Source organism: Pseudoalteromonas translucida KMM 520, from assembly GCF_001465295.1.
Taxonomy (GTDB): Bacteria; Pseudomonadota; Gammaproteobacteria; order Enterobacterales; family Alteromonadaceae; genus Pseudoalteromonas; species Pseudoalteromonas translucida.
This window is the reverse complement of sequence record NZ_CP011034.1, coordinates 567,609-586,718: the sequence shown is the minus strand read 5'-3', so window position 1 is coordinate 586,718 and position 19,110 is coordinate 567,609. Positions and strand designations below refer to the sequence as shown.

The following is a 19,110-nucleotide window of genomic DNA, read 5'->3' as shown; positions in this document are numbered from 1 at the left end:
AAAGGCGCAATTTAGCGCCTTTATTTATTCACTGTAACGCACAAGGCTATTACTTAAATATTGGCTGTTAATTTAGCTAATATTTTATCACTTGCTGCTTCAATTAAATCTAGCACCTTTTCAAAACCATCTTCTCCACCATAATAAGGATCGGGAATAGCACTTACAGCCTGCTCACCAAACTCTAAAAACAGGGCAAGTTTATACTGTAAATGTGCTGGGCAACGCTGAGTTAAATCGGCTAAGTTTTGTTTGTCGGCGGCTAGAATTAAATCGAATTCAGTAAAATCACTGCTGCGAACTTTACGCGAATAAATCCCTTTGAAGCTATAACCTCGTTTTTCGCCCGCCTGCATAGAGCGGCTATCTGGTGAATTGCCTTCGTGATGACCTATAGTACCGGCCGAATCGACTTTAACGGCAATACCTAACTGCTCAGCACGTTTTTTTAACACCGCTTCAGCTGTGGGCGAGCGACAAATATTACCTAAACACACAACCAGTATTTTTTTCATAGAGCCTCCCTCTAAACTAAACGCTATTAATTACTGAACTAAATAACCTTAAATACTATTGCATTGACGCAAGCATAACCTGCTCATTTTGTAATAAAGTTTGCATTGCTGGTAATGCTTTTACACGTTCAAAAAGTGCTGCTAAATTTGGCCAGCGCTGTGCATTAATCTGCTCGCCCGCATGCTGCATATTTACCATTTGCGACGCAAACGCTATATCTGCAAGGGTTAACGCGTTCCCTACAAAGTAATTATTATGGGCTAGCACACCTTCAAGGTAGTCAAAATGCGGTGGTAATTGCTCATTCATAGCCAGCTTTACTAAACTTTCATCACATGTTTTTTGCATACCTAAATTAATCACTCGCTGCTGAAACACTGTAAACGTAGTTAACGGCGCAAGTTCATAATCTGCGTATTTTTCTAACCAGCGTACCTGAGCAGCTTGCTCGGCAGTATCGCCAAGTAATGCAGTATCCCCTGTGTACTTATCATCAAGGTATTGGCAAATAACACTCGAATCAGCCAGTACTAAATCACCATCTTTAAGCGCAGGTATACGTCCTAATGGGTTGAGTTCTAAAAACCACGACGGTTGATTAAATGGCAACACAATTTCTAACTTATAATCTAACTGCTTTGCAGCCAAACACAGACACACCTTGCGTACATAAGGCGAAAGAGGTACGCCATAAACAATTAAACTCATGTTAAACCCTTACCAGAAGAAAAAAGCGCAACTAATACGCTAATTAAAAAGCTATTTAATACTTAAAATCGTTTTAAAATTGTTTTAAAAGTTCTTTAAAATATTTGCATCATAGTCATTGGCATCAAGTGTTAAATTATACTTAGCCGCCACACTATCCAGCTCAGCTTGCTTAATTGCTAAGTCATCCATAGTGATTGTATTGTCATCGAGCTGCCATAACAACTTAGAGCCCGCGTAACTGTAATGAATAGCCAATAGCGCATCACTATTACCTTCACGCCCTGCTGCCTTTAGTTTTGCCATTTTACGCGTTATTTTATTAAGCGCTTGTTTAAGCTCCCACACATACACCACTTCAATCATAAATGGATGCGTGCGGTATTTGTTAAGTAACCACACAAGCCCTAATGCGCTAATAACAACGCCCGTTACGTTCCAATGAAAGTGAGTGCCGCTCTCATCAGGAAACAAAGCAATCAGCGTTTGCGATATAGCTAAACTACCCACAGCCAAACCCACAGCACAACCGGCAATAACACGGTTTAAATGCTTACGATAACGCGCTTTATTTATTTCAATGAGTTGCATAACAGCCTAAAAATTAAGTGAACAAAATATAACTGCCACCATTGTAACTAAACAATCCACTTATCGAAAAATCTATTTGCGTTCTTTTTGATTTAACAACAGCATTAGTGCTATTAGCCCTCTGTAACGTTAGTAGCTGTTGGTAAATGGTTAGCCAACGAATTAATTTGCACTGCGCCTAGATGCGTAGGATAGTAGCCAGATAATCGCTGTAACTGTATAGGACTATCATGCTTAAACTACTATTTGCTTCAAGTTTAATTTTTTCTTCTTGCTCGGTTTTGAGTAACAATTTAACAACCGAAGAGCTACGAATTGAAGCCGCCACCCACGCCATGCCCCAGGTGCTAACGGCCTTTGCTGATGAGGTGAGTCAATTTGAACAGCAATGGAAAAGTCTTAACAACTTTAAGCATGCAACAGACTTAATAACTGATTATTCAAACCAACTGTGGTTAAACGCCAAACAGCGTATTACCACCACTAAAAATTACGACGATCGCGAGCTTTACTGGGCACGATTGCTTTCAAGTAAAATAATTCGCTCTGTTAAGCCAAAATTTACCCTCTCAGTTGCTGAGCAAAATAGCCTTTTAACTCAGTTAGAAAAAGGCAGTCGCGGTCATAACGACCTCAGCTTTACTAAAGGCAGCACTAAAAAAATTATCCTTACCGGCTTTGACCCCTTTTTATTAGATAAAAACATAAATCAAAGTAACCCATCTGGGGTTGCAGCCCTATTGCTAGATGGTCAAGTAATTAACTACCAAGGCATTAGCGCTGAAATTAACACCGTTATGGTGCCTGTTCGTTATGCCGACTTTGACCAAGGCATAATCGAAGCACTCCTCGCCCCCTATTACGCCCTGAATAATGTCGATATGATCGTTACTGTAAGCATGGGGCGCAAAGACTTTGATTTAGAAAGATTTCCCGGTAAGCGCCGCAGCGTAACGACCCCAGACAATGCCAATATTATATTTGGCGGAACACAAACAGCTCCCTTGCTCCCAAGTTTAAATAACCAGCCACTGCCAGGTAACGAATTTGTACAATTTAGCCTTCCAGTGGCAAACATGCAGCAAGCAAAAGGGTCGTATAAGGTTATTGATAATCATAAAATCACGACCTTAAAAAAAACCTACGAGCCCGCAACACTTGCCGAGCTGCAAAATAGCATTGCCGTAAATGGCTCAGGCGGTGGGTACCTGTCTAACGAAATTTCGTATCGCAGTATACGCCTTCGTAATCAACTTAATTCAACCATTCCAACAGGGCATATTCACACACCCAGAATCCAACAGTTTGAGCCTGAAACGGAAGCTAAAATAGTAAAGCAAATTACCGCAATGCTAGAGCACAGCTTAAGCGCGTTGTAATTAGCTGACCTGTCGGATGGCGCGGCTGCGCCGCTTATCCGACCTACGTATAAACCAAAAAGCCTGCAAATTTGCAGGCTTTTTATCATTCAAAGTGAGCAATCATAAAATATGTTTATAAAACAATTATGCTCGTCACTAAGTAGGCTATTAGTGTCAAGCCACCAGCAAACAAGGCGTAGGGTAGCTGGGTTTTAACGTGAGTAAGTAAGTCGCACCCCGATGCAATTGCCGATACTGCGCTGGTGTCGGATATGGGCGAGCAGTGATCGCCAAATATACCGCCACCTAAAATAGCGCCTAATACCAGCGACGGCGGCAAACCCAATGCTTGAATAAGCGGCACGCCAATAGGAATTAAAATAGCAAAGGTGCCCCACGATGTCCCCGTAGTAAACGACATAACCGCACCGGTTAAAAACAGTGCCGGTACCACTAAGTAAATAGGGAGGTAGTCGCCTACTAAAGATGCCACAAACACGCCAGTCCCCAACTCTTTTAAGCTTGCTCCTAAAGTTAACGATAACAATACAATGCCTACTAGCGGCAGTAGTTCGCCCATGCCTTTAAAGCCGGTTTCAACTAGCTTATGGTGGCTAAATTGGCGTGACGCTAGCATTAAAAAGTAAGCTACAACTATGGCTAAAACGGTTGCATACAATACCGACTTTGAGCCACTACCTTCTGCCAATACACCGTTACCTGTGTAAAACATAAAGCCTACCATGCTAACAATCAGCGTAATAAGGGGCACTAACATAAAGCGCGCTTTAGAGCCTTTTACTTCTTCTTTTAAGTCAGTTGTTTGTAGCTCTAGCTTTTGCTCAGCTTGTTTCATTGGGCCATGTACTTTATCAAACGCAATGGTGTAAAAAACAATAACAAGCGTAATTATGGCGTAAAAGTTATAGCCTACGCTGCCCCAAAGTACCGATACAGCCGATTCACCTAACTCGTAGTTACTTAATAGCCCTAGTACAAATGCGCCCCAGCCATTTAGTAATATTAAAATACATACCGGCGCACTGGTGCTATCGATAATATAAGCTAAGCGGGCGCGGCTCATTTTAAATTTATCAAATAATCCACGCGATAAAATACCCGCAGTAAGTACACTCAGGTTCGACTCTATAAACACGGCAATGCCAGTAAACATAGTTAAAAAGCCAACTTGGCGCTTACTTTTCGCTATACCTTTGTTCATTAACATATTAACGGTAGCGGCTACCCCACCCGACTCGCGAATGTAGGCAAGTAAAGCACCAATCAAAATACTAAAAATTAAAATGCGGGTATTGCCGGGCGAACTTGCTACGCTAACAATACGTTCAATAGTATTTAAAAAGGTATTAAATACACTACTGCCCTCACCCTGTAATGCGAGTAAAAACTCTGACGAAGCCACTGCAAGCAACAGCGCCATAATCACCTCTTTGCGCCAAAATACGACAGCAATGGCGATTAACGGCGGTAAAATAGAATACCAAGACATAAATTAACCTTTGTTTTAGTGTGTTTATTTACGGGGTAAATATTTTACACTTTGTTATCTAGCTTAAGTTTTACAGTCAAAACTCATTTAAGTAAACCACTAAGCTCAATGATATACGCTATTTATACTGCCAGTTTATTGATTTAATAACGCTTCGTATATTAATGAAACAACCGATCCATATTGTGCAGTTTCATAATTTTTACCACTAAATTGATAACTTTTTTGCGAGCCTGTAATTGGCGTATGCCGCGCATTAGTTAATAAAACAATGGCTAAGTCGTAAACGGGATCAATTACCGTTACTGTCCCAGTCCAACCTGTATGCCCATAGGCCTGTGCGCTTGCGTAAGGGCCAAAGTGCCAACGCCTTGCTTGGTTATTACCAGCAAGCCTAAAGCCCAGTCCGTAGGTTTCATCGCTACTTTGTGGAGTTAAAAACTGCGCCAAAGCACTTGCACTAAAAAGCTGCTTATCGCCGTAACCACCATTATTTAATAGTAGCTGACAAAGAATGGCTAAATCTGGGGCATTACTAAATAACCCCGCGTGCCCTGCTACGCCACCAAGAGAATAGTACGCACGCTCGTCATGCACTTGACCTTGTAAAACATGGGTGCGAATATTATCAAATTTGACTCGTCCGTCCCGCGTGTTACCACCAAGCTCAGTGGCGGCAAATTGCTGAGCATTAAAGCCTTTTTTAAGGGGATTGAATACCGTGTTATGCAATCTTAATGGCGCATATACTTGTTGTTCTAGGTAATCGTCAAGTGAAAGGCCAGTAATACGCTCAACCAATACTCCTAAAATCATGTAATCAATGTCTGAATAAACATGCTGCCCGAGTGATTTTGTGCTAAGTGGCACACTGGTAAGTAAGAGCTTTTTTGTAGTATGGCTATTTTGTGAGTAAAACACATCGCCATTGCTACTGTCTTTACGATGAAAATCAAACACCGGTGGATAACCTGCGCTATGCGTGAGTAAATCTTTTACGCGTCGCTGCTCTCGTCCATCACCTTGATATTCTGGTAAATATAATTGCACTGGCTTATTAATATTTAATAGGCCTTCGCTTACTAACTTCATTAATGCAAAGTTGGTAGCAAATATTTTGGTATTAGAGGCTAAGTCAAATAAGGTATCGGTTTGCATTGGCTCTGGGCGTAATAGCATTAAATCATTTTGTTGATACTGTTTTGCATCGCCATAAGCAGTTAATTTAATTAACTCACCATTTTTTACTACCGCTAAAACAGCACCAGGAAAACCCGCTTTAATGTCACGTTCTATTAATGCATCTACCTCACTAAAATTAGCCTGTTGATGCGATGCTTTATTTAAAGTAGGAAACGCAAAGCGCAGCGTTAAGCTTGCCCCAGCAGGTTGAATGTTTGCAACTTTAAAGGTGTTAACCCCGTTATGCGTTAGCTTAGCCAAACTATATTGGTACACAGTATTAGCGCCGAGCAACTGTTTAATGTTAAGCAGTTGATTGTTTATATAAATATCGGCACTTTTAGCACTATGGTTTTGTATTAACAGCTGACCATGGCCTTTATAAGCTTTAAACGTGCCACGATTATTTACATACTCACGGCTACTGGGGTTTGGCTCAGGAAAGGTAACAATCACTTGCGCATTAGGCAACTCAACAAGTTTACTTTGCGTTAATAGCGCCTTGGGTTCGAGCGGCTCTACAGAAGAACTGCATGCACCCAGCATAAAACTTAAAGCCACTATTAATAGCTTATTTATACTGTAATAATTTTTATTTTTTAAATATAAGTACATAAGCTGCCTTTTACTCATATAACAAATAAGGTGCTCTTTGCTGTTTAAATTGCATCAACCCCGCCTGCCAAGTTTGCTTTATTTGTTGTACCGATTGTCCCGCCTCAATAGCTAAGCGCAGCTTATCGGTACCTGCTAACTTATCCATAAAGTCAGCGCGCTCAAAAAACGTAATATCATTGTTATTAAGCTGCTTATAAGCACTTATTAAGTAGCTTAAATCTAACCCTTTCGTGGTGGCTTGGCGTAAGTCTAGCCCCTGCACTGCTTGGTTTTTAAATTTAGGGTTTAGGGCCGCGCCTTTAATAGCACGCGGGGTAAAACTAAACTCCCCTAAAGCAACCGGTGAATACCCTATAACCTGAAACGCAAAGTCGGTGCCTCTGCCAATACTAATTGGCGTGGCTTCAAAAAAGCACAATGACGGATAAAGCGAAATAGCAGTATCATTTGGTAAATTAGGGCTTGGCTTTATCGGTAAACTATAGCTAGTTGCGCGCGTATAACCAGTAACGGGGATCACGTTAAGCTCTAAAACAGTAGCTTGATTGATCCAGCCTTCACCTTTGATCATGTTTGCAAGCTCGCCCACAGTCATACCATGAACGATAGGAATGGGGTGCATACCTACAAATGACTTAAATTGTGGCTCTAATATGGGCCCATCAACATAGGCTATATTTGGGTTTGGCCTGTCTAGTACAATAAACTCTACCCCTTGCTCGGCAGCTGCTTCCATCATGTAATGCATAGAGCTTATATAAGTATAAAAGCGCACTCCCACATCTTGAATATCAAAAATTATTACATCAACATCAGCTAAAACTTCGGCGCTTGGTTTTTTATTGTTGCCGTAAATGGAAATAAGCGGAATACCCGTTTTACTATCAACGGCATTTTTTACGTGTGCCCCTGCATCGTGATCGCCACGAAAGCCATGCTCAGGTGCAAATATTTTAGTTATGTTTACGTTTTTTGCCAGTAGGCTATCTACTAAATGGGTTTTCCCTACTGTTGATGTTTGATTAACCACCAGCCCTACGCGTTTATTTTTTAACTGCGGTAAATATTTAGCATATTGCTGCGCACCCACAACAATTGAACCTTTAGCTTCATCAGCTTGTACGCTAAGTATTAAAGTAGCGCTTAAAATAAAAAATAACGTAATAAATAGGGTTTTAAACATACTGCAATATCCTTTTAAACAAGGCGTTTAAAGTAACATAGGTAGTGATAAAGAGCAGCTTTAGAAAGGGGTTAAGTGGGCTTGAGCAGGCTTTGAATTGATATAGTGATTAGGCTCTGCGTCTACGACGAATAAATAAACTCGGTATCTACTGGGTAGCAACCTACATTTCACTTTATTTCAGGCATAAAAAAACCGACTCAAATGTCTAATGCCAGTCAGTTAACACTGACTGGCTTTTTTTTATACGGATATTTAGATGGTTTCTTTTTCACACATCGTGGAAAGCTGCGCTCATGACGCCTTGTCGGTAACTGAAATAGCGTCAGCGTTTCTAATAAATGCTCATAGTGTTTTGGTAAATTTCCCGGACTTGTCAGTGGGATAGTTAACAGAAATACGTTGATATGCCTTGAACAATGAGAAAAACTCAGTTGATTTGGCCATACTTCCAGTAACTCTGCCGCCTCACGCATGGCTATTCTTATAATATTGTAGGCAATTAGTAACCCCCACAATTCTTGCCTTATCATATCCGGCCTTTTTGAGCGTAGGATATAGTTTGAGTGCAGCATCGTTTGTTTTATTTCTCGATATCCTATTTCTATTTCCCAGCGATGCATGTACAAATCAGCTATTTCTTTTGATGGGTAACGCATTACATCAAGCATTGATGTAAGAATCTGATACTGCTTATTATTATGCGTGTAGGTAAGCAGCCGAGCTTCTATAAACTCTGGCAAGTCAGTAAACTTTTTTCGCGCTTGTGGCGATGTTTTAAGACGCACTAACTGGTCATTTTTACTCATTTTCTTTATGGTATCATCCAGTGTCTTTCAGTCCCTGCTTGATGCCAACGATGCAAAAGCCCTAATGAATAATAACCGCGATCAAATAAGGTTAATGAGTTATCCGGTGTGCCTTCAATGAGTTCTTCAGCGAGTGTCATCTCCCCTTGATGCTGCCCGTTAAAAGCACAATTAATGAGTTGATGACTCGTTAGCTCCATGTGGCATACCATCCGAATTTGCGGATAGGTATTTTCACCATACTGGGTTGAGCCACATCCAAATACGTCTTTATTCTCTGGCGTATCATGTGTACGAAAGACAACCCCATCAACAGCTAATAGATTTAAGCCACAAAATGTATCAAAGTGGGCATGATTATAATGCCGTGACGCCATCATCTTGAAGACCTGCTCGACAGCACCTTCACCTAAGCGTTGTCTCGCTTGAACCATGGCACTAGGGGCAACTAGTTTCCCTTTACCTGGTAAGGCGATGTCCATTTTAGAGGCTATATCCCAAACAGATTCATGACGAAATAAACTCATACCAATCACAGACCAAACGACAGCATCGAGTGGTAAACGACGTTTACGAACGGTGGCGACACCCGATTTTTCAAAAGCTTGGTTAAGTAATTCGGGATCTAATATGCCAGGTAAGTTATCAAGCGCTGTAAATTCCTCGGCAGATGAGAATGTGGTCGAAAGAGCTGTTTGAATATCCATAAAAAATCCGTAATTAGCGAAACTAATTACGGATTATTCACGATCATTTAGATCGGTCAACCGATCAATTAACCTTAACTGATCGGCATTAGACTCAAATGTCGGTTAATATATGAAAGTGGTGGGCGTAGGACGTATCTTGTAAGAGTGAACCTACGAGTGCTTGGTTCTCAGCCACACAATAATTTCACTTTATTTCAGGCATAAAAAAACCGACTCAAGTGTCGGTTAATATATGAAAGTGGTGGGCGCGGGACGTATCTTGTAAGAGTGAACCTCCGACCGCACGGTTCTCAGCCACACAATAATTTCACTTTATTTCAGGCATAAAAAAACCGACTCAAGTGTCGGTTAATATATGAAAGTGGTGGGCGCAGGACGTATCTTGTAAGAGTGAACCTCCGACCGCACGGTTCTCAGCCACACAATAATTTCACTTTATTTCAGACATAAAAAAACCGACTCAAGTGTCGGTTAATATATGAAAGTGGTGGGCGCAGGAGGATTCGAACCTCCGACCGCTCGGTTCGTAGCCGAGTACTCTATCCAGCTGAGCTATGCACCCACTTTCATTGTTTGCTTATTTAAACTCTAAGCAGAGTATATAACTTTAAAATAAAAAAACCGATTTTCATCGGCTTATTTTTCTTACACTTAAAAGTGTATGAAAATATGAAAGTGGTGGGCGCAGGAGGATTCGAACCTCCGACCGCTCGGTTCGTAGCCGAGTACTCTATCCAGCTGAGCTATGCACCCACTTTCATTTTTACTTTACTTGTTTTTACTCTAAGTGAGAGTCTATAAAGTGGTGGGCGCAGGAGGATTCGAACCTCCGACCGCTCGGTTCGTAGCCGAGTACTCTATCCAGCTGAGCTATGCACCCACTTTATAGTTTACTTATTTTAACTCTAAGCAGAGCTTTTGCTTATTTAGACTCTAAGCGAGTTATTAAAGTATGGTGGGCGCAGGAGGATTCGAACCTCCGACCGCTCGGTTCGTAGCCGAGTACTCTATCCAGCTGAGCTATGCACCCATACTTTAAAACTTACAAAACACGCCATTAAAAATGGTGGAGAGGGAGGGATTCGAACCCTCGATAGAGCTACAAACTCTATACTCCCTTAGCAGGGGAGCTCCTTCGGCCACTCGGACACCTCTCCGTCTTGTGGGGCGTATAATAAAGAGTTCAGAAAATATGTCAAACACTTTTCTACCAAATGTGTCTATATGGTTATAGATTGTGCATCTAGTTAGTTTTAATGTGTAATTAGTTTGAAATTCAAACAACTTTTAACTTTTTTCTGGTGGATTAACGCCTAACACAGGCACTAAATCATCATTTAACTCTGCAAGATACTGCTCTTGATAACCTAACTTTTGAAACTCTGCAATACAAGCTCGGTAATAGGCTTGTCTTGCATCTTCGGTTTCGCAGTTATTGATTGGGTTTTCAATATGTTTATTTTTCATATTATTATTTATAAATCCATTTAATCTTTTTATTTAGAGCCTTAAATCAATCCTCTAAATTTCCGTCGTAGTGTAGCGAATAACTTTACACAAATGCAACAGTGCGTTTAAAAAACACTCAGATTAAAAAGTTATAACCCAGACACAAAAACGCCGCATTTAAGCGGCGTTTATTACTCTACATTATTAAGCTTAGTCGGCTTGCGGGCGCATATGCGGGAACAAAATAACGTCTTTAATGGTTGGAGAATCAGTAAACAACATTACTAAACGGTCAATACCAATACCTTCACCTGCAGTTGGCGGTAAGCCATACTCTAGTGCGCGTATGTAGTCTTCGTCGTAATGCATTGCTTCATCATCACCTGCGTCTTTCTCTTCAACTTGACGAGTAAAGCGCTCTGCTTGGTCTTGTGCATCGTTAAGCTCCGAGAAACCATTAGCCAGCTCACGTCCGCCAACAAAAAACTCAAAGCGGTCTGTAACAAATGAGTTTTCGTCGTTACGACGTGCAAGTGGTGATACTTCCCATGGGTAGCCGGTAATAAACGTAGGTTGAATAAGCATGTGCTCTGCTGTTTCTTCAAATATTTCACACAAAAATTTACCTGGGCCCCAAACACAGTTTTCAGGAATTTTAACGTGTACTTGCTTAGCGTACGCTTTTAATTGTTCAAAATGGTTTTCTGGGTCGTTAAATACTGCCGCATCAAACTCAGGGTTATATTTTAAAATAGCGTCGCTCATGCTTAAGCGCGTAAACGGTTGGCCAAAGTCGTACTCAACTGAGTCAATTACTTCGCCGTTTTCGTCTTTAGTTGTGTTAACCACAACTGCACTACCAAGTACGTTTTCTGCAACTGTACGTAGCATGTCTTCGGTAATGTTCATCAGATCGATGTAATCAGCGTATGCTTGGTAAAATTCAATCATAGTGAATTCTGGATTATGACGCGTAGATAATCCTTCGTTACGAAAGTTACGGTTAATTTCGAATACGCGATCAAAACCACCTACCACTAAACGCTTTAAGTACAACTCTGGCGCTATACGTAGGTACATGTCTATATCAAGTGCATTATGGTGCGTTACAAACGGGCGTGCCGATGCACCGCCAGGAATAACCTGTAGCATGGGGGTTTCTACTTCCATAAAGTCACGGTCTGCTAAAAAGCGACGAATGCCTTCAACTACTTGTGAGCGAATGCGGAATGTTTCACGCGTTGCTTCGTTAGTAATTAAATCAACGTAACGTTGGCGGTACTTAGTTTCTTGATCTGATAAGCCATGGAATTTTTCAGGCAACGGGCGAAGTGACTTAGTTAAGAGTTGGTACTCTGTCATCTCTACGTATAAATCGCCTTTACCCGATTTATTAAGCGCGCCTTTAACACCAATAATATCGCCAGTATCTAGTTGGCCATATTTTTCTTTTAAATCTTTTTGCACATCTTTAGACGCATATGATTGTACGCGGCCTTTCATGTCTTGAATTACAAAAAAAGGTCCGCGCTTTGCTAAAATACGTCCAGCAATAGACACTACTTGTTGTAACTCTACTAATTCTTCTTTGCTCTTATCACCAAACTGGGCTTGCAAATCAGCCGTGTAATGCTCACGACGGAATTGGTTTGGATGACCGTTGGCTGGGCAATTTTGGCGTATAGCATCTAATTTGCCACGACGCTCAGCGATTAACTTGTTTTCGTCTTGGATTTGATCAGTCATTTTTTAGCTCTTTATTAGCTTGGTGGTTATAAACCAGATTTTAAGCTGGCTTCTATAAATTTGTCTAAGTTGCCGTCAAGTACCGATTGGGTATTACGGCTTTCAACGCCTGTACGTAAATCTTTAATGCGGGCGTCATCGAGTACGTATGAACGAATTTGACTGCCCCAACCAATATCCGACTTTGAGTCTTCTTGGGTTTGTTTTTCAGCATTTTGCTGTTGTAACTCTAGCTCAAACAGTTTTGCTTTTAACTGTTTCATTGCTTGGGCTTTATTTTTATGTTGTGAGCGCTCATTTTGGCACTGCACTACGGTATTTGTTGGTACGTGCGTAATACGAACCGCTGATTCGGTGGTGTTAACGTGCTGACCACCTGCACCCGAGGCACGGTAAACGTCAATACGTAAGTCAGACGGGTTCATATCAATTTCAATATTGTCGTCAACTTCTGGGTAAACAAACGCAGAGGCAAACGAAGTATGACGACGTCCACTTGAGTCAAATGGGCTTTTTCGCACTAAACGATGCACGCCAGTTTCGGTACGTAACCAACCATACGCGTATTCGCCAACAAAGCGAACTGTTGCGCCTTTAATTCCTGCAACATCGCCGCCAGTAGCTTCTACTAATTCAACTTTAAAGCCTTTAGCTTCGCCCCAGCGTAAATACATGCGCAGCAAAATATTACACCAGTCTTGTGCTTCAGTGCCGCCAGAACCAGATTGTAAATCAAGGTAAGCGTCGTTTGAGTCATGAGGACCGCTAAACATACGACGAAACTCTAACGCTTCTAGCTGCTCGTTCAAGTCTGCTAGTTCGCTTTGTGCTTCATCAAAGGTTTCTTGATCTTCGGCTTCTACAGCAAGCTCAAGTAAGCCTTCAACGTCGTCAGTACCCGTCACTAAGGTATCGATAGTTTCAACAACAGCTTCTAGTGCCGACTTTTCACGGCCGAGAGCTTGTGCGCGTTCAGGTTCATTCCATACGGCTGAATCTTCAAGTTCGGCGTTAACTTCTTCTAAGCGTTCTTGTTTAAGAGCATAGTCAAAGGTACCCCCGAAGCAACTCAGTACGTTCGCGAATTTCCTTGATTTGGTTAATCACAGGATTCACTTCAAACATGGTCATTACTCCAAAATGGCTAGGTTATTACGCTCCTTAAAAAGGAATTAACGCAATATATTATCGTCAAATGATAAAAACGCCCGATTTTAACAAAAAACCGTGCGCTTTATTAGCACTTTATGCGATCTATTCTAGATATTTTTTAGCTGGCTTTTTCTAGCTCTCGGATAATTAATTGCAGGGTGAACTTGCCTCTAAACTCATTTATATCGAGCTGATACGCTGCTTTAACAAATTGTGCGTTGTTATCTGGCCATTCTTTTACATCAATGCCAAAAGCAATGGCATCAACTAAGCGTCCTGATTGATGCTTTAATACCAATTTCAAATGCTTTTCGCCCACTATACGCTGCTGAATCAACTCAAATGTGTGCTCAAATACCGGTTCAGGAAATTGCTGTCCCCAAGGGCCTGCTTGTTTTAATTGCTGGGCAAAATCCATGGTAAAACACTCATTTGGCAGCTCACCATCGGTAAATACAATGCAGCGTTTACTTTCTTCACTAAGCTGGGCGCTAACGGCAGTATCAAAGGCGTGTTTAAATTCGCTAAACTGCTGCTCGTTAATACTTAAACCGGCCGCCATGGCATGGCCACCAAACTTACTAATTAAGTGCGGATCGGCGGTACTTAGCCCTTCGAGTAAATCGCGTATGTGTAGCCCTTCAATTGAGCGGCATGACCCTTTTATCTCACCGTTTTCGCCACCCGCAAATATAACGGTCGGGCGGTGATACTTTTCTTTTAAACGCCCGGCTAAAATACCAATAACACCTTGATGCCAATCCTCTTGGTATAAACAAATAGCGTCGGGAATATTGTCATCATTGAATGCTAACTTATCAAGCACAGCTTGCGCTTCATGCTGCATGCCTTGCTCTATTTCGCGGCGTGCAAAGTTTAAGCTATCTAGTTCACTGGCAATGCGTCTGGCTTGGTTTATATCGGTACTGAGTAAGCAGGCTATGCCTAAACTCATGTCATCTAAGCGCCCTGCGGCATTTAAGCGCGGAGCAAGCGAAAAACCAAAGTCGCTGGCACTCAATCTTGAGGCGTTGCGATTAGCAACCTCAATGAGGGCAGTAATGCCTGGGCGAGTTTTACCACTGCGAATACGCGCAAGCCCTTGGTGTACCAAAGTACGGTTATTGGCATCAAGCGCCACTACATCGGCTACAGTGCCAAGCGCAACTATGTCGAGCAGGTCGGCTAAGTTAGGCATAGGCTGCTGCGCAAAATGATTTTGCTCACGCAGGGTGCTTCTAAGGGCAATAAGTAAGTAAAAAGCCACACCAACACCGGCAATCGATTTAGACGGAAAGCTGCAGTCGTGCCTGTTCGGGTTTACTATGGCATCGGCATTAGGGAGTGTTTCGCCCTGTAGGTGATGGTCGGTAACCAGCACTTTAATATTGGCGGCTTTTACAATATCAATACCCGCAATACAGGAAATACCGTTATCAACTGTAATTACTAAATCGGGTTTAAGTTGTACTATTTGCGCAGCTAACGCCGGGCTTAAGCCATAGCCTAAGCTAAACCGATCAGGTACTAAGTAATCTAAATGAGCAAAGCCAAGCATCGCCAAGCCTTGCATTAATGTGGCAGTACTGGTTGCACCATCGGCATCAAAATCGCCAACAATTAAAATATGGCTTTGGGCATGTAGCGCCTCAATTAACAAGTCGCAGGCTTTGTCCATATCTTTAAATAACTTAAAGTCGTGTAATGTGGCGGCGCTGTTATTTAGCTCATCGGCATGGGAAACATTTCGCGTGGCATAAATTTGCTTAATTACAGGGTGTAAATGACTCGGTAAATGTGAATCATCGACGTTTTCGCGCGTTTGGATCGTTTTTTTCATGCAGATTTTTAACTTATTTGGTTCATCATAAATATACAAAAAAAGGCCTTTCGGCCTTTTTCATGCGCACCGTAAATTTAATTACTATGGGGCTTTACTAGCGTTAAGCGCAGCGCTTAATGCGGCGGCTGGCTGGTAACCTGGGATCATGGTGCCATCTTCTAAAATAATAGCAGGCGTACCGGTAACACCAAAGCTTTGACCTAGCTGATAATGCTCTGCAACTGGCGCACTACAACCTTTAACTGCAGCAGTATTTGAGCCACTTTTAGCTTCGGTTAGTGCCTCTTGTTGATCTTTAGCACACCATACGTTCATTAAGTCATTATAACCTGACCCTTGCAGGCCACCGCGCGGAAACGCTAAATACTTAACGGTAATACCCGCTTCAAGCAAATCATCTAGCTCGCGGTGTAATTTACGACAATAGCCACAGCTAATGTCGGTAAATACGGTAATGCTGTGTTTTTCGTTAGGTGCTTTGTACACTATCATCGAATCTTCGTATTCTTTTAACCCAGCTTGGCGTACGCCGTTTAGTGCTTTTTCGGTTAAATTACTACGATTATTTAAGTCTATAAGTGTCCCTTGCATTAAAAACTGTCCATCTGGGCTTGCATAAAGCACACCTTGATTAGTGATCAGTTCTTTTAAACCCGCTACTGGGCTTGGGTTTATTTGCTTAACGGTAACGCCAAGCGCGGCAAATTTAATAACAATAGGATCATTAGCGTTAGGGGCTACTGCCACATCATTCGCTACGGCACTTAAACTAGTGCATAACATGGCACCTGCTAACATTAATTTTTTCATAATTCTTCTCTATTTTTATAAATACATATCAATTGACCGGCTTAGTGATAATAAATTTCATATTAAGCACGTGGGTGATGCTGCGCATGTACCGATTTTAATCGCTCATTTGCAACATGCGTATATATTTGGGTGGTTGATAAATCACTGTGTCCTAACATCATTTGAACCACACGTAAGTCAGCCCCATGATTTAATAAGTGGGTTGCAAATGCATGACGCAATGTATGCGGTGACAATGACGACTCAATTGATGCCAAAATAGCATAGTGCTTCACTCTATGCCAAAAAGTTTGTCGGGTCATGCCAACCCCTCGCTTTGAGGGAAACACAAAGTCGGTGGCGTGTTTAATCATTTGCGCCCGTCCCACCTTTAAAAACTGCTCAAGCCAATACATGGCCTCTTCGCCCAGCGGTACTAAACGCTCTTTGTTCCCTTTACCTTTTACAAACACCACTGCTTGGCGCAAATTAATTTGTTCAATCCGCAGCCCTACTAGCTCACTAACCCGCAAACCAGTTGCATATAGTAACTCAAGCATAGCTTTATCGCGCAGCCCCATTGGCTCATCGGTATTGGGGGCACTCAGTAGTGCCTCTACTTCAGCCTCCGAAAGCGTTTTAGGCAAAGACTGCCCTGCTTTAGGTTGCGCAATATTGAGCATTGGCGAGTCGCTAATTAACTTTTCGCGCACAAAGTACTGATAAAAACGCTTAAGCGCACTAATACTACGTGCAGTACTACGCGGCTTTAAGCCTAGATCAACTCTATGGGCTAAATAGCTTTCAACGTCTAGGCCGGTTACAGTCATTAAATTTTTGCCTTTTAAAAACTGGCAAAACTTATCTAAATCGCTGCGATACGCCGATAGTGTATTTTCACTCACCCCTTGCTCTAAATACAAACAATCTAAAAAGGTTTCTAGGTAGTCGTTATTGTTTTTGGGTGCCGTGCTTGGTTCTGAAAAGTCGTCAGCTAGCGTTGTCACTTTTGTGCTCTCATTTTTGTTATAGCCATTGCCTAAGGTATCAATTAAAAACACCTTACGGTAAACTTGAGCTTATCATATCAGGCAATTACACAGTGATAAATACGATGCAAATTGGTTTATTTTTTGGCTCTACTACCTGCTACACCGAAATGGCAGCAGAAAAAATTCGCGACATTATTGGTGCCGATATCGTTACCTTGCATAATATTAAAGACGAACCACTAAAAAATGCAGAGCAATACGACTTCATTATTTTTGGCATTTCAACCTGGGATTTTGGTGAAATACAGGAAGACTGGGAATCAAAGTGGGACGACATAGCAGACGTAAACTTAAATGGTAAAACCATTGCGTTATTTGGCATGGGTGATCAACAAGGTTACGGCCAGTGGTTTCAAGATGCGCTTGGCATGCTACACGACGAAATAAGTCCGCAAATATTTACCCAGTTAGGTTTTTGGCAAAACGACAATAGTTACGAGTTTGAAGCATCTAAAGCACTCACCGAAGACGGTACACACTTTGTTGGTTTAGCCCTTGATGAAGACAGCCAGTACGAGCTAAGCGACGAGCGTATTGCCACTTGGGTGGAACAGGTAATGACCGAGTACAGCGAAACCCTGTAATACTGTTTATTATTGTTATACTTGTAAAGCGCAGCCACACTGCGCTTTAATTTTATTAGCTAACTACTCTACTCTTAGCCAATATTGGTTACGATAAAAAAAGCCAATATAACCACGCACTTCTAATTTTTCACCAGCATCTTGAGTCGTTAAACGTACTGTGTAGCTTTTACCGTTATTTGGGTCGAGTATTTGACCATCTTCCCAACTGCCATCACCGCTATTAATCACATTATCAATAATGGTCATGCCTAATATGGGCTGATCTTTTTTATCGCCCGAGCACTGCGAGCACACTGCATCTTGCTTATCTTTATTTAATAAGGTTTCAATGGTGCCGCTTAAAACCCCGTTATTTTCAACAATACGGACATACGACTTAGCTTCATTAGTGTCTTCATCAATGGTTTTCCAAAGCCCAACAGGCGTCATACTGGCAAGTACGCTCTGCGTTGTAAAAAATGTAGCGGCTAAGGCGCTTAACAATACTGATTTAGTTCGTTTTTTCATTATGAGTTACCTTTATACATATAAACTCATCATACCAGCACTTTTTACAACTTTACATCTTCAAATAAAATGCTTTGCACAGCGTAATATAATCTTCGCTATAGTTGTTTTCATTATCTTTTATACACAAAGCTGATTCCACAATGCTCTGGTTTATATAGCTAAAGGTCATTAGGCTTCGGCTAATCGCTTTATTTGGCGTCGCCTTTACTTGGCAATGAGTATTTAAAAAAAGCCCGTTTTGAATAGCAAGCTCAATAAACACCGCAGCCTCTGTAGTGGGTAAAATTAAGCTAAAGGTTGAGCCTGCATGACTGAGCTTTTTAAAAGCACTAATTAGCTCAGCAAAACTTAAACCATCTGTATGGCGCGCAATATTACGCGCCTCATTATTACCTTTTAAACTGTGATTAAAATACGGCGGATTGGCTATCACTACATCAAACGGCTGCGCGCTGTTAAAAGTTTGAATGCTTTGCTGGTGCACCTCTATATTTGGCCACGGGCTAGCGGCAATATTTTGCAACGCTTGTTGGTAAGCATTTTTATCAACTTCTACCGCCGTTATAGTTAACTGGGGGCTGCGCTGTTTGCACATAAGCGCCAGCAATCCCGTGCCTGTACCTATATCGAGCAAGCTGTTGGCATTACTTAAATTAGCCCATGCGCCAAGCAAAATACCATCGGTTGATACCTTCATTGCACACTGTTCGTGCGCAACTTTAAATTGTTTAAATGCAAAACCAGACATTTTTTCACCTTTTCATTCACCAAGCAGGCGTAACCGAGTATAA

16 protein-coding genes, 5 tRNA genes and 1 pseudogene are annotated in these 19,110 nt (G+C 41.6%); 2 read left to right on the top strand and 20 right to left on the bottom strand.

What is annotated here, in order from left to right:
* Positions 1–53 precede the first annotated feature (53 nt).
* From PTRA_RS02740 to PTRA_RS02730, 3 genes are all read right to left on the bottom strand, one after another.
* Entirely contained in the window at positions 54–515 is a 462-nt protein-coding gene (locus PTRA_RS02740; RefSeq protein ID WP_058372596.1) for a low molecular weight protein-tyrosine-phosphatase, read from the bottom strand.
* 55 nt (positions 516–570) lie between these two features.
* Entirely contained in the window at positions 571–1,224 is a 654-nt protein-coding gene (locus PTRA_RS02735) for a glutathione S-transferase family protein (protein WP_058372595.1), read from the bottom strand.
* Between the two features lie 84 nt (positions 1,225–1,308).
* On the bottom strand, positions 1,309–1,815 hold the full coding sequence (locus PTRA_RS02730) for a DUF3087 domain-containing protein (RefSeq protein ID WP_058372594.1): 507 nt from the start codon (positions 1,813–1,815) through the stop codon (positions 1,309–1,311).
* Between the two features lie 230 nt (positions 1,816–2,045).
* Here PTRA_RS02730 and PTRA_RS02725 point away from each other — a divergent pair, with 230 nt between their 5' ends.
* Positions 2,046–3,194: a hypothetical protein gene (locus PTRA_RS02725; RefSeq protein WP_058372593.1), complete on the top strand. Its 1,149-nt coding sequence runs from the start codon at positions 2,046–2,048 to the stop codon at positions 3,192–3,194.
* A gap of 115 nt (positions 3,195–3,309) precedes the next feature.
* Here PTRA_RS02725 and PTRA_RS02720 read toward each other — a convergent pair whose 3' ends face one another.
* The 15 genes and pseudogenes from PTRA_RS02720 to xerD form a co-directional block, all read right to left on the bottom strand.
* The gene (locus tag PTRA_RS02720; RefSeq protein WP_041454342.1) at positions 3,310–4,686 is read right to left on the bottom strand and encodes a Na+/H+ antiporter NhaC family protein; all 1,377 of its coding nucleotides are present in this window, start codon (positions 4,684–4,686) and stop codon (positions 3,310–3,312) included.
* A gap of 135 nt (positions 4,687–4,821) precedes the next feature.
* Positions 4,822–6,483, bottom strand: coding sequence for a penicillin binding protein PBP4B (pbp4b, locus tag PTRA_RS02715; protein ID WP_058374504.1), 1,662 nt, complete (start codon positions 6,481–6,483; stop codon positions 4,822–4,824).
* A gap of 10 nt (positions 6,484–6,493) precedes the next feature.
* Positions 6,494–7,669 carry an exo-beta-N-acetylmuramidase NamZ family protein gene (locus PTRA_RS02710; RefSeq protein WP_058372592.1) on the bottom strand — a complete coding sequence of 392 codons (1,176 nt, stop codon included), beginning with the start codon at positions 7,667–7,669 and terminating at the stop codon, positions 6,494–6,496.
* 218 nt (positions 7,670–7,887) lie between these two features.
* Positions 7,888–9,185 (bottom strand): annotated as a pseudogene (locus tag PTRA_RS02705) (IS4 family transposase).
* 488 nt (positions 9,186–9,673) lie between these two features.
* Positions 9,674–9,750 (bottom strand) — tRNA-Arg (locus PTRA_RS02700).
* Positions 9,751–9,864: 114 nt separating this feature from the next.
* A tRNA-Arg gene (locus tag PTRA_RS02695) sits at positions 9,865–9,941 on the bottom strand.
* 50 nt (positions 9,942–9,991) lie between these two features.
* Positions 9,992–10,068 (bottom strand) — tRNA-Arg (locus PTRA_RS02690).
* A 73-nt stretch (positions 10,069–10,141) separates the two neighbouring features.
* A tRNA-Arg gene (locus PTRA_RS02685) sits at positions 10,142–10,218 on the bottom strand.
* Positions 10,219–10,252: 34 nt separating this feature from the next.
* A tRNA-Ser gene (locus PTRA_RS02680) sits at positions 10,253–10,345 on the bottom strand.
* A 130-nt stretch (positions 10,346–10,475) separates the two neighbouring features.
* Positions 10,476–10,655: a hypothetical protein gene (locus tag PTRA_RS02675; protein ID WP_058372591.1), complete on the bottom strand. Its 180-nt coding sequence runs from the start codon at positions 10,653–10,655 to the stop codon at positions 10,476–10,478.
* Positions 10,656–10,847: 192 nt separating this feature from the next.
* Entirely contained in the window at positions 10,848–12,383 is a 1,536-nt protein-coding gene (lysS, locus tag PTRA_RS02670; protein WP_011327221.1) for a lysine--tRNA ligase, read from the bottom strand.
* A gap of 26 nt (positions 12,384–12,409) precedes the next feature.
* Positions 12,410–13,508, bottom strand: a protein-coding gene (gene prfB, locus PTRA_RS02665; RefSeq protein WP_011327220.1) for a peptide chain release factor 2 whose coding sequence is annotated in 2 segments (ribosomal slippage) — positions 12,410–13,432 and positions 13,434–13,508 — 1,098 coding nt in all. Because the reading frame shifts where the segments join, the coding sequence is not laid out codon by codon here.
* 145 nt (positions 13,509–13,653) lie between these two features.
* On the bottom strand, positions 13,654–15,375 hold the full coding sequence (gene recJ, locus PTRA_RS02660; protein ID WP_058374503.1) for a single-stranded-DNA-specific exonuclease RecJ: 1,722 nt from the start codon (positions 15,373–15,375) through the stop codon (positions 13,654–13,656).
* Between the two features lie 84 nt (positions 15,376–15,459).
* Positions 15,460–16,188, bottom strand: coding sequence for a bifunctional protein-disulfide isomerase/oxidoreductase DsbC (gene dsbC / locus PTRA_RS02655; protein WP_058372590.1), 729 nt, complete (start codon positions 16,186–16,188; stop codon positions 15,460–15,462).
* Between the two features lie 62 nt (positions 16,189–16,250).
* Complete coding sequence (xerD, locus tag PTRA_RS02650) at positions 16,251–17,177, bottom strand: site-specific tyrosine recombinase XerD (protein ID WP_058374502.1); 927 nt, start codon at positions 17,175–17,177, stop codon at positions 16,251–16,253.
* A gap of 107 nt (positions 17,178–17,284) precedes the next feature.
* On the opposite strand from xerD, the gene fldB reads away from it, so the two are divergent.
* Positions 17,285–17,806, top strand: coding sequence for a flavodoxin FldB (gene fldB, locus PTRA_RS02645; RefSeq protein ID WP_058372589.1), 522 nt, complete (start codon positions 17,285–17,287; stop codon positions 17,804–17,806).
* Between the two features lie 63 nt (positions 17,807–17,869).
* On the opposite strand, the gene PTRA_RS02640 is transcribed toward fldB, so the two are convergent.
* Positions 17,870–18,316, bottom strand: coding sequence for a DUF2147 domain-containing protein (locus PTRA_RS02640; RefSeq protein WP_058372588.1), 447 nt, complete (start codon positions 18,314–18,316; stop codon positions 17,870–17,872).
* A 52-nt stretch (positions 18,317–18,368) separates the two neighbouring features.
* Positions 18,369–19,067, bottom strand: a complete 699-nt coding sequence (locus PTRA_RS02635) for a tRNA1(Val) (adenine(37)-N6)-methyltransferase (protein WP_058372587.1) — start codon at positions 19,065–19,067, stop codon at positions 18,369–18,371.
* Between the last annotated feature and the right edge of the window lie 43 nt (positions 19,068–19,110).

Excerpts from the sequence above, each read along its gene's own strand:
- fldB (WP_058372589.1), top strand. The coding sequence starts at position 17,285 with ATGCAAATTGGTTTATTTTTTGGCTCTACTACCTGCTACACCGAAATG.
- PTRA_RS02710 (WP_058372592.1), bottom strand. The coding sequence starts at position 7,669 with ATGTTTAAAACCCTATTTATTACGTTATTTTTTATTTTAAGCGCTACT.
- PTRA_RS02675 (WP_058372591.1), bottom strand. The coding sequence starts at position 10,655 with ATGAAAAATAAACATATTGAAAACCCAATCAATAACTGCGAAACCGAA.
- dsbC (WP_058372590.1), bottom strand. The coding sequence starts at position 16,188 with ATGAAAAAATTAATGTTAGCAGGTGCCATGTTATGCACTAGTTTAAGT.
- PTRA_RS02725 (WP_058372593.1), top strand. The coding sequence starts at position 2,046 with ATGCTTAAACTACTATTTGCTTCAAGTTTAATTTTTTCTTCTTGCTCG.
- PTRA_RS02720 (WP_041454342.1), bottom strand. The coding sequence starts at position 4,686 with ATGTCTTGGTATTCTATTTTACCGCCGTTAATCGCCATTGCTGTCGTA.
- PTRA_RS02730 (WP_058372594.1), bottom strand. The coding sequence starts at position 1,815 with ATGCAACTCATTGAAATAAATAAAGCGCGTTATCGTAAGCATTTAAAC.
- PTRA_RS02640 (WP_058372588.1), bottom strand. The coding sequence starts at position 18,316 with ATGAAAAAACGAACTAAATCAGTATTGTTAAGCGCCTTAGCCGCTACA.
- PTRA_RS02635 (WP_058372587.1), bottom strand. The coding sequence starts at position 19,067 with ATGTCTGGTTTTGCATTTAAACAATTTAAAGTTGCGCACGAACAGTGT.
- PTRA_RS02735 (WP_058372595.1), bottom strand. The coding sequence starts at position 1,224 with ATGAGTTTAATTGTTTATGGCGTACCTCTTTCGCCTTATGTACGCAAG.
- pbp4b (WP_058374504.1), bottom strand. The coding sequence starts at position 6,483 with ATGTACTTATATTTAAAAAATAAAAATTATTACAGTATAAATAAGCTA.
- PTRA_RS02740 (WP_058372596.1), bottom strand. The coding sequence starts at position 515 with ATGAAAAAAATACTGGTTGTGTGTTTAGGTAATATTTGTCGCTCGCCC.
- lysS (WP_011327221.1), bottom strand. The coding sequence starts at position 12,383 with ATGACTGATCAAATCCAAGACGAAAACAAGTTAATCGCTGAGCGTCGT.
- recJ (WP_058374503.1), bottom strand. The coding sequence starts at position 15,375 with ATGAAAAAAACGATCCAAACGCGCGAAAACGTCGATGATTCACATTTA.